This window comes from Chryseobacterium potabilaquae (genome assembly GCF_902728265.1).
Lineage (GTDB): Bacteria > Bacteroidota > Bacteroidia > Flavobacteriales > Weeksellaceae > Chryseobacterium > Chryseobacterium potabilaquae.
In genome coordinates, this window is record NZ_CACVBR010000070.1 from 1 (window position 1) to 7774 (window position 7774).

Annotated in this window: 4 protein-coding genes; 2 read left to right on the top strand and 2 right to left on the bottom strand. The window is 32.1% G+C overall.

Annotated elements, in window-relative coordinates:
* Positions 1-57 precede the first annotated feature (57 nt).
* Positions 58-987, bottom strand: a complete 930-nt coding sequence (locus tag CHRY9293_RS17895; protein WP_162034223.1) for a hypothetical protein — start codon at positions 985-987, stop codon at positions 58-60.
* A 246-nt stretch (positions 988-1233) separates the two neighbouring features.
* Positions 1234-4605 (bottom strand): transcription-repair coupling factor, encoded by a 3372-nt coding sequence (gene mfd, locus CHRY9293_RS17900; protein WP_162034224.1) that lies wholly within the window; start codon positions 4603-4605, stop codon positions 1234-1236.
* 742 nt (positions 4606-5347) lie between these two features.
* On the opposite strand from mfd, the gene CHRY9293_RS17905 reads away from it, so the two are divergent.
* Complete coding sequence (locus CHRY9293_RS17905; protein WP_162034225.1) at positions 5348-5968, top strand: hypothetical protein; 621 nt, start codon at positions 5348-5350, stop codon at positions 5966-5968.
* 42 nt (positions 5969-6010) lie between these two features.
* Entirely contained in the window at positions 6011-7360 is a 1350-nt protein-coding gene (locus CHRY9293_RS17910; protein WP_162034226.1) for a hypothetical protein, read from the top strand.
* Positions 7361-7774: the final 414 nt, after the last annotated feature.

A 7774-nucleotide genomic window follows, 5' to 3' on the forward strand; every position in this document is an offset into this window, starting at 1 on the left:
CTAAAAACTCAATTCTTTAAAGAATTGAGTTTTTAGTTTTTTTATAATGATATATTATTATAACGGTTTATATATATAATTGATTCCAAAACCCCTTATCATATAAGTTTGTGGATCATAGCTATAATTTGTTGTAAAATTAATAGGTGCAGGAATAGGCTGCGTAAGATCTGTAACTGAGACTTTCTTAGGACTATTAGGCGACAACATTAAACTTCTCTCATCATTCGCATCTGTCGATAAAATAGAAGAAATCTTATACTCAAACGGCAGTAATGTATAAGGACTGATCTGTGTATCATAAGCAGTATAAGAATATCCTAATTTTATAATAGGAGCTCCAGGCGTATCTCCACTAAGCGGTCCATAATGCCTTACCACACCTGATATATTATCTCCTTCATATTGATATTTTGTTAACGAATAATTAGTAAAGGGAGATTGCGTACCCGAAACCACAGGTCCTTCTTTCATAATAATAGAATCCAGCTTATTTGTTGAACTATTATACTTTAAGTTATAACTACTTTTAGTTTTTTTATATAGCAACTGGGGTCCAAGTATTGCAGGAGGAATGGGGGCACCCCTTCTAAAAAAAGAACGATTTTCTGTAATCATATCTAATTTCCCATTACTGCTATACGTGAACAACTGGCTAAATGATATACTGTCGGTATCTAAATTACCATTACCATCTAGATCTAAAAATCCATTGAAGTCAATTCTACTTACTTTATCACCACTATACATAATATCAGTAACAGAAGCACTATCCGTAAGTACTTTTGTCAAAAGCAAACCGCTATAATGATATTCTGCTAATATACCATTATCCGTAATTTCTCTGTAAAGCGCACGAGGACCAATAAGCCCTGTATTGTTATTAACATCAACTAGTGGATTACCATCTTCGTCCAATAAATCTTTACAAGAATTTATAGAAATAAGGCTTACAAATAATAGAATAAAATATAAAATTCGCTTCATTTTTCGAGGATTATTTATTTATTCACAAATATAATTTTTTTTTGAATAAAAATTATATTTTTATTTATATTATAATAAGAGCGGTAATAATTTTTCATAGAAACTTATAAATATATTTTCCGAGCTAAGTCCGTTGTAAAATCCTTATATTACTATAGAATAAACCCATAATGTATGGATTATAAAAAAAACACTAACTACTTCTGATTCATAAAGATACAACCAAAACACAGTCCTTCTTATCATTTATATATTATTATTCAATATTGATTTTAGCAAAATATTGACCTCATCTACATTTTTTATTTTATCTTTTCTCATCATCAATTGATTTCCGTCCTTGTTTACTTTTTCTTTAAGTTGAGCTTCGGAAGGATTTCGGGTGAGATAATCAATGATATTTCTAAACTTTTGAGTTTGATAAAACTTATCTTGTGGATTCCCGGGAAAATATCCTAAAAAGATGTTATTTTTCATCACTATCTTTTCAAAACCTATATCTGCTGCCAACCATTTTAAAGATACACTTTTTAATAAATTTACAGCTTCTTTGGGCAAGGCTCCGAAACGATCAACCAATTCAAATTCAAAATTTTGTAAATCCTTTTCGTTATTAATATCAGCAATTTTTTGATAGAGTAATAACCTTTCTTCAATATTAGAAATATAAAAGTCAGGAAGCATCAGCTCCAGATCCGTATCAATATTTACATCTTTTACTGACTTAAATAGTTTTTGTCTTTCTTCTTCATTATCAAATAAGTTTTCAAAATCTTCATCATCCTTTAATTCTTCTAGAGCTTCCTGCATAAGTTTCTGATACGTTTCAAAGCCCATCTCATTAATAAATCCACTTTGTTCCGCTCCTAAAAGATCTCCCGCTCCACGAATTTCCAAATCCTTCATTGCGATCTGAAATCCACTCCCTAAATCAGAAAATTGCTCAATTGCTTCCAAACGCTTTCTAGCATCCGAAGTCATCATATCATAAGGAGGAGTTATAAGATAACAAAATGCTTTTCTATTACTTCGTCCTACTCTTCCTCTCATCTGATGTAAATCTGCCATACCAAATTTTTGAGCATCATTAATAAAAATAGTATTGGCATTGGGAACATCCACTCCACTTTCAATAATAGTGGTGGAGACAAGGACATCATATTTACCTTCCATAAAATCCAGTACATTTTTTTCCAACTGCTTCCCTTCCATTTGTCCATGTCCGGTAATTATTTTCGCATCAGGCACCAATCTTTGAATAAGACCAGCAATATCTTTGAGATTTTCAATTCTATTATTAATAAAATATACTTGACCATCACGTTGAAGTTCATAGGAAATCGCATCACGAAGGACCTCTTCATTAAAACCCACCAATTGAGTATCTACAGGCTGTCTATTAGGGGGCGGTGTTTTAATAACAGATAAGTCTCTCGCTGCCATCAATGAAAACTGCAAAGTTCTTGGAATAGGAGTGGCAGTTAAAGTTAAAGTATCTACATTATTTTTTAATGTTTTTAATTTATCTTTTACAGAAACCCCAAATTTATGCTCCTCGTCAATAATCAATAATCCTAAATCTTTAAATTTAATGCTACTATTTGCTAATTGATGAGTTCCTATGATAATATCTACTTTTCCATTCTTTAGATCTTCCAGCGTGTCAGATTTTTGCTTTGGAGTTCTAAAACGGTTTATATAAGAAATATTGACCGGAAACTCCTTCAATCTTTCCTTAAAACTTCTATAATGTTGAAATGCTAAAATGGTTGTTGGCACTAAAACGGCAACTTGTTTTCCGTCTGTAGCAGCTTTAAACGCTGCACGAATAGCAACTTCTGTCTTACCAAAACCCACATCCCCACAAACCAACCGATCCATAACTGTCCCCGCTTCCATATCTTTTTTTACATCAATGGTTGCCTTTTCCTGATCCGGTGTATCCTCATAAATAAAACTTGCCTCTAATTCATTCTGCAAATAAGAATCAGGAGAGTAAGAAAACCCTTTTGCATTTTTCCTTTGTGCATATAGTCTAATAAGATCAAAAGCAATTTGTTTTACTTTTGCCTTCGTTTTCTGTTTTAACGACTTCCAAGTTGGTGATCCTAATTTACTCAGAACAATTTCCCTTCCTTCGGGACCATTATATTTAGAAATTTTATGCAAGGAATGAATACTGACATACAGTAAATCACCATTTTTATAAGTCAATTTAAAACATTCCTGAATTTTTCCATCATTATTTACTTTTACCAACCCCATAAATTTACCAATTCCATGATCAATATGGGCAATATAATCACCTATTTTTAAAGACATGAGATCTTTTAAGGTTAATTGTTCTGATTTGGCAAATGTATTCTTGGCTTTATATCTTTGATAGCGATCAAAAATTTGATGATCCGTATATACTAAAAGCTTATGGCCATTATCTAAAAAACCTTCATGCAGCTCAGACTTAAAACTATTGAAAGGAAGTTCATTGTTGAGCTCTTCAAAAATTGATTCTAATCTTTCTTTCTGTTTTTCTGTTGAAAAAGAGATCCATGTAGCAAATCCTTCTTTTTGTTTTTCCCGTAGATCTTCGATCAATAATTCAAAGTTTTTGTGAAAAGAAGGTTGTGCAGTTTGATTTAACTTAATATCAATCCTATTTTTAATCCCCTCTATAGAAACACTTCCAAAATCTATGGTTTTATATTTTTTATAATCAAATAAAAACTCCTCATCAGAAATAAATAGTTCTTGGGGACTTCTATGAGCTAAATTTTTACTTAGATTTTCATATTTTTCTAATGATTTTTCATAAAAAGCTTTAATTTTTTGTAATCCTACTATCCCATTTTTGGTAATCACAAAACTCCCTTCCGGCAGTAATGGAAGCAAAGAGACTTTACTTCCCGTAACAGAAAAATTCATATTGGACACCAACTGAAAATCATTTACATTTTCCAAAGAGAGTTGGCTTTCAATATCAAAAGTCTTGATACGTTCCACCTCATTTCCAAAAAAAGTTAACCGGTATGGCTTTTCATTGGAATACGAAAATACATCCACAATTCCCCCTCTTACAGAAAATTCACCGGGCTCTGAAACAAAATCAGTTTGTTGAAAATTATAATGATGAAGTAATTCATCCACAAAATCAAAATCAAGTTGATCTCCTACTTTTATATGATGAGACATTGCTTTGAAATCTTCTTTCTTTAATACCTTCTCAGACAAAGACCCTGCATAGGCAACAATCACTCGCGGATTATTATTTTCCGTTATTTTATTTAAAACTTCCGTTCTTAAAACAAGATTCGCATTTTGGGTTTTTTCGACTTGATAAGGTTCAAGATGAGTAGCAGGAAAATATAAAACATTTTCTTTTCCTAGCAAATCTTCCATTTCCGCATTAGCATATAATGCGGTTTCTTTATCATCAACAAGATAAAGAATTGTTTTCTTTTGTATCAAAAAAAGCTCTGCTACAAAAATAGAAATCGAAGAGCCCGCATTTCCCTTTACAGAAATATGGTTATAATCTTCTAATTGAATAAAAATATCTTTTCCAAATTCATTCTGAAGCAAATTAGGAAGAAATTTTTCATTAATGTTCTTTAATTGCATAATATAGGGATAAACAACAAAGTCGATTTCAGAATTTCTAAAATCGTTTCAATGACAGTAAAGATATAGAAATTTCAATAATTATGAGAATAACAGAATCCATTAATCGCTATTCGTGCAATTTTTCTTTTTAAAATTTCAAATTGGCAATTCTTATTATCGATATAATTGAAATACTTAATGATAGAGTCACTTATTTTGAATCAGAGACCACATATATCATATAATTCATAATATAGATTTCACTAAAATCACACACTTGGCATACATTTTGTTAACTCATAGAAAAATCATTTATTTGTAAATAATTGTTTACATGAATAGTGAATAGTTTTCTACATCAAAATATATAAAAACACATTTTATGAAAAAAATCACTTTTAATATGAGTGCATATTATGCACCTACTCATCGATTCTATTTCAACGTCTCCGCGTTATTATAATATAAGATTCAGAGGCAATACTATTTATTTTTTCCCTACAGCGAATACCCTTACATTATGATAGGGCAACCTATAATATGATTATAAATCAATACGATTATTGCTAGGATAGCTAGGGATATAAATAATTACACAGATTGTTAAAGTCCTCTTATTTCAAAGAGCCAAGACAATATGATTATTCTTATTAGGAGAAAATCATATAGGAACGCATGTGTGTTTATATATTAAATAACTACTTCCCATTTAAATTAAATAACAATTAAACTATAATTCAATAATAATTAAAAATTTACAATGAAAAAGCAATTTATTACTACACTCGCAATTGTTTCAAGTACTTTTGCTTTTGGGCAAGTGGGGATAAATACCACTACGCCTCAATCTACTCTAGACGTTGTGGGAACTTCATCCGCAACCTCTCCGGATGGGGTTTTAATTCCTCGTTTCACTGTGGCTCAGCTAGCTGCTAAAGATGCTGCTTACGGAGCTACTCAAAATGGAACATTGGTATTTGTAATCTCTGGAACTGGAGCTTCTGGAAAAACATCCAATATTACAGGAACCGGATTTTATTATTATGACAATCCCACTTCCAAATGGAAAGCTACAGGAGGAGGTATTGCTACAACAACTTTTAATGTAACACCATTAATTACAACAAATTACACAGTATCCGCCACAGATGATTATATTACTTTAAAAATTGATACTTCTGGACATACTTTAACTCTTCCTACTTCAGGAATTTCAGTAGGTAAAAAAATCTATGTTTCCAATACAGGGTTAAATAACATAGATATTTCTCCCGCTCCTAGAAATACATCTACTACACAAGTTACGGCTGGAGCCTCAGGTATATTAGTATATCTTGGAGGAACTGGTAATGGATCATGGGATTGGGTTTCCGGATTCTAAAACTGTAAAACAAAAACTTATTAAACTACATATTTTTTAGAAATGAAACATACATCTATTAACATAAAGAAGATAACTTTATTGGCATCTTTAATATTAGGGAGCTATTTTTATGGCCAAATAAGAATATCCAATAGTACTGCTATATCATCAGCTGCTAACAGCTCAGCATTTATTGATGCTTCTTCAAACCCAAGTTATAATGGGACAACTAATATAGGAAAAGGGTTATTATTTCCAAGAACCGACTTAACTGCCTTTGCTACTTTTTCGCAAGGACCTTTTGGAATTGGTAACAATTATCCTACTTTTTATGATGGCTTTATTGTTTTTAATACTGCTAATTCCGGAGTAGCCGGAGTAGGATCTACAGAAGGTACTTTATGCCGTGGATTTTGGTATTATGATAACCCATCAAACACGATCAATGGAGGAACATGGAAACCTGTACGCCCTTGTACAGTAACACCTCCAGCAAATGTTCAACTTAACTGTTCTGGAGCCGTTAATTTAGGTGGAAACCTTAAACAAGGCGTCCCTGCTCTTGGAACTGCTTATACCACTATTGTTCCATTTACCGGAGGAGGTACTGGAAGCTATCCAGAAGGTCAACCAGTAGCATCTACAGGTGTACTAGGATTAACAGCTACTCTATTTGGTGGACAACTAGAAAATGGACAATTAGTATTTAGAATCGAAGGAATTGCTTCATCTTCAGGAATAGCTAGCTTTACATTTACATTCCAGGGACAAACTTGTACTTTCATACGAATTGTAGAAGGCGGAAGTGGACCAGTGAACCCAACTAACCCTAATACAGTAGTAATGTGTGGATCTAATAAAGCATGGATGACACGTAACTTAGGAGCAGATCAAAATGCAGACCCTAATGTTCCTTCTGCACAAATCCATGGTGCTAAATATCAATGGGGATATTCTCAGCCAACATTATCACAATCACAAGACCAAAATCAAGCATTTAACAATGGCTTTAGTATGTTTGGCAGGCCAAGTGGTAGCTGGCAAGCAGGAGCAAAAACAGCTTCAGACCCATGTCCTAATGGATTTATTGTTCCTAGTATAACTGATTATACTATATTAAGAGATAATAATAACCCTACTCCAATAGGTACATTCTCAGGAAATACAGCAGATTATACCAATTTTGGATCGGCAGTACAATTTACTTGTAGCAATGGATCAAAATTGACATTCCCTACAGCAGGATTCCGTTTCCAAGCAGGAGGAAGTTTATCAGACCGTGGATTTAGAGGATGGTATCAAGTAGCAGATGTTAATGGAGCCGTTACATCGATGACAGCTAACAATGTTCTCCCAGGAACACAAGGAACACCAGGTAATGGATATTCCGTTAGATGTATTTCACAATAAAATTTGATTTGACGTTTTTAGAATATTTAAAATAATTGTGATTAATAAAATAAAAAAGGTTTATCATTATAATTTAAGATGTTATTTATAACTTATTAAATACTCTCATTTATTAATCAATTTATAAGAGACTGTTTCAAAAGAAGCAGTCTCTTTTTATATATTTATTGTATTATCTTGAAATATTCTCCGCATATTACGGAACAAAAAATCATATCAAAAAAAACATACGATAGGATCAGAAATTATTTTAATCAGAATCCGTCTCACAACAAAAATTGAGGCGGTTTTTTTGCTATAAAGTTTTTTAATGTCTCAGAAAAAATGAAAATTACTCTCTTTAAGCAACTTTCTTTCTTAAATTGTGTGCTAAAGCGTGTAAACCGAACTCCAGTTCTACTTTTTTTAAACCTT

What these genes read in the sequence shown, in the direction of transcription:
- CHRY9293_RS17905 (WP_162034225.1), top strand. Translation starts at nt 5,348, where the DNA reads ATGAAAAAGCAATTTATTACTACACTCGCAATTGTTTCAAGTACTTTT.
- CHRY9293_RS17895 (WP_162034223.1), bottom strand. Translation starts at nt 987, where the DNA reads ATGAAGCGAATTTTATATTTTATTCTATTATTTGTAAGCCTTATTTCT.
- mfd (WP_162034224.1), bottom strand. Translation starts at nt 4,605, where the DNA reads ATGCAATTAAAGAACATTAATGAAAAATTTCTTCCTAATTTGCTTCAG.
- CHRY9293_RS17910 (WP_162034226.1), top strand. Translation starts at nt 6,011, where the DNA reads ATGAAACATACATCTATTAACATAAAGAAGATAACTTTATTGGCATCT.